Source organism: Ancylomarina sp. (genome assembly GCF_041555295.1).
Lineage (GTDB): Bacteria > Bacteroidota > Bacteroidia > Bacteroidales > Marinifilaceae > Ancylomarina.
In genome coordinates this window covers 1-3361 of sequence record NZ_JBFFKR010000329.1, presented here as the reverse complement: position 1 = coordinate 3361, position 3361 = coordinate 1, and the positions used below count along the sequence as shown (strand labels likewise).

At 40.6% G+C, this 3361-nt stretch carries 2 protein-coding genes; one reads left to right on the top strand and one right to left on the bottom strand.

Annotation, left to right across the window (positions count from 1 at the left end; all coding sequences use genetic code 11):
* The coding region (locus ABY905_RS15415; protein WP_372645474.1) for a T9SS type A sorting domain-containing protein at window positions 1–2124 on the top strand (2124 nt) is incomplete at its 5' end.
* A 76-nt stretch (window positions 2125–2200) separates the two neighbouring features.
* On the opposite strand, the gene thiC is transcribed toward ABY905_RS15415, so the two are convergent.
* On the bottom strand, window positions 2201–3361 hold a 1161-nt coding region (gene thiC, locus ABY905_RS15410; RefSeq protein ID WP_372645472.1), incomplete at its 5' end, for a phosphomethylpyrimidine synthase ThiC.

Here is a 3361-nt window from a genome sequence, read left to right as displayed (position 1 = left end):
GCTCCCGGTTTTGTTTTATCGGGTACGCCTTTGGTTTCGGATATTGGAGCTCACAATGTAGTATTAAGATCGAGTAATAATGTTGGTTCAGTAGATCAGGCATTCACCATTACCGTTAGTGGACCATCAACACTTTCATCATTCTCCGATTTAACTGGTGTTGTTGGCTCAAATTTTACCATAACGGCACCTTCGTCCAATAGCAATGGTACTTTTACCTATACCAGTTCAGACAATGCTGTTGCCAGCATCAGTGGGAATACCATTTCGCCCCTATTGGCCGGGACTACAACAATTACTGCTACACAGGCTGCCGATGGTTATTATACTTCAGCAGATATAACCTGTACGCTTACTGTAATTAATTGCAGTACACCTGTGGCCGATTTAGCGACCTTGCCAAATGTGACTGGAGAATGCTCTGCGACTGTATCGGTTATTCCAACGGCAACCAGTAATTGTGCAGGTACGCTTATTGGAACAACATCTGATTTATTAACATACAGTACCCAGGGAACCCATACGATTACCTGGACTTATGATGATGGTAATGGGAATGTCATTACGCAGACTCAGAATGTCGTGATTGATGATGTGACGGATCCAGTAAGACCAACATTGGCAGATGTTACAGGTGAATGTTCCGCTACAGCAACGGCACCCACAACAAGTGACAATTGCAGTGGAACCATTACGGGAACAACCACCGATGCATTAAGCTATAGCACTCAGGGAATCCATATCATTACTTGGAACTTTGATGATGGAAATGGAAATGATATTGATGTGACTCAAAATGTCGTGATTGATGATGTTACCAAGCCGGCAACACCAACACTGGCAGATGTTACTGGTGAATGTTCCGCTACAGCAACGGCACCTACAACAAGTGATGTTTGTGCTGGAATAATCACCGGTACCACATCCGATGCATTAAGTTACAGCACTCAGGGAATCCATGTCATTACTTGGAACTTTGATGATGGAAATGGAAATGAGTTCGATGTGACTCAGAATGTTGTGATTAATGATGTTACTAATCCCGTTGTGTTAACTCAGGATATCACAGTTCAGTTGGATGCCAAGGGGTATGCAAGCATCGTACCAGCGGATATTGATAATAGCTCATCGGACAATTGTTCCATCTCGACGATGAGTTTGGATAAAGCGGAGTTTGATGTATCTGATGAGGGTGAAAATACAGTGACGCTTACAGTAACAGATCTGAATGCAAATTCGTCTTCGGCGACTGCGCTTGTTACAATTACATCTCACGTACCAGTTGTAAGTGCAAGTCAAACATTTTCTGTTTCTGAGGATGCAAGTAATGGAACTTCCATTGGAACATTGCTTGCAACTGATCCTCTGGATGGGACCAGCTTTGGAGAATGGATAATTATGACTGGGAATGAAGATAAGTTGTTTGCACTCAATCCTTCTACAGGAGAAATAAGCTTAGCTGATAATAGCAAGCTTGATTATGAGCTTAAAAAGACATACACATTAGGAATTTGTGTTTCAGATGGAATTCGTATTTCAGAGGAGGAAGATGTGATGATTTTGGTTAAGGATATAAATGAGAGACCAATTGCTATCGCTGGTGAAAATCAAACAGTAGCTGATAACTCAATAGTGAAACTAAATGCATGGAGCTCTTATGATCCCGATGGTGATTATTTAGATTTTATTTGGTATGCTCCTGAAGGAATTAAACTTTCACATATTCATGATCCTATGCCTACTTTTATTGCTCCTGATGTGAGTACATTAACAGATTATGTTTTCACCTTAATAGTCAATGATGGTGAGTTGTATTCAGAAGAGGTTTCTGTGACAATTAGTGTTGATAATGTGACAGGAATCGAAGAAATAGATTCTGAAGAAGTGAATGTTTCTTTATATCCTAATCCTTCAAAGGGAGCTTTTTATCTTGAATTGAATAAACGTCCTGTCAATGCTGCTACTCTCAGTATAATAAGTTTGAGTGGTCAGGCTGCTTATAGTCAGAAACTTTATGAGAAAAAGACTTTCTTCAATTTATCTCTTAAGTCAGGAATGTATATTTTGAAGATTGAATTGGACGAGGAGATTATAATGAAGAAAATAATTATCCTTCAAGATTAATCATTTTATATAAAAAAAAATGCCCTGCTTATAAATTAAGCAGGGCGTTTTGATTTACTTGCAAGATGAAAAATGTTTAATTATAAACCTCGCCACCAGCTTCCTGGAATTCTTTTCGTTTTTGTTCTGTTTTTGCAGCCATATCACGTACATCCCGACTGGCTTTCATCGAGCAGAAATGTTCACCACACATGGAGCAAAAGTGTGATTGCTTAGATCCCTCATCAGGAAGTGTTTCGTCATGATACTTCATAGCTGTCTCAGGATCTAAAGCAATGCAGAACTGATCTTTCCAGCGGAACTCGAAACGAGCTTTACTCATGGCGTTGTCACGAACCTGAGCACCAACAAAACCTTTTGCTAAATCAGAAACATGAGCCGCAATCTTGTAGGTAATGACACCCACTTTTACATCGTCCTTATTCGGTAAGCCTAAATGCTCTTTAGGTGTGACGTAGCAAAGCATAGCCGTTCCTAACCAACCAATCATGGCACCTCCAATTGCAGAAGTAATGTGATCGTAACCAGGAGCAATATCTGTTGTGATAGGGCCTAAGGTATAGAATGGTGCGTTATGACAGTATTTCTCTTGCAGTTCCATATTCTCCTTAATCTTATGCATGGGTACATGACCAGGACCCTCAATCATAACTTGTACACCTTTGTCCCAAGCGCGCTGACAAAGCTCACCTAGAGTTTCTAGTTCTGCAAATTGAGCACGATCATTAGCATCGGCAATGGATCCTGGACGCAAGGCATCACCTAAAGAAATGGCAATATCGTACTTGGCTAGAATATCACAAATCTCATCAAAGTGTGTATACAAAAAGCTTTCTTGATGATGGTACATGCACCACTTAGCCATTATGGCTCCACCGCGCGACACGATACCCGTTGTTCGTTTAATTGTATGACGGATATGACGCCAAAGCAATCCTGCGTGAATGGTGAAATAGTCAACACCTTGTTCGGCTTGTTCAATCAGGGTTTCGCGGAATGCTTTCCAGCTTAAATCTTCAGATTTGCCTTTAACTTTTTCCAAAGCTTGATATAAAGGCACCGTTCCGACAGGCACAGGCGAATTGCGAAGAATCCACTCACGTGTTTGGTGAATATTATCACCTGTACTTAAATCCATAATGGTATCGGCGCCCCAACGAAAAGCCCATACTGCTTTTTCAACTTCTTTATCGATACTTGAATCAACAGGAGAATTTCCAATATTAGCATTGATCTT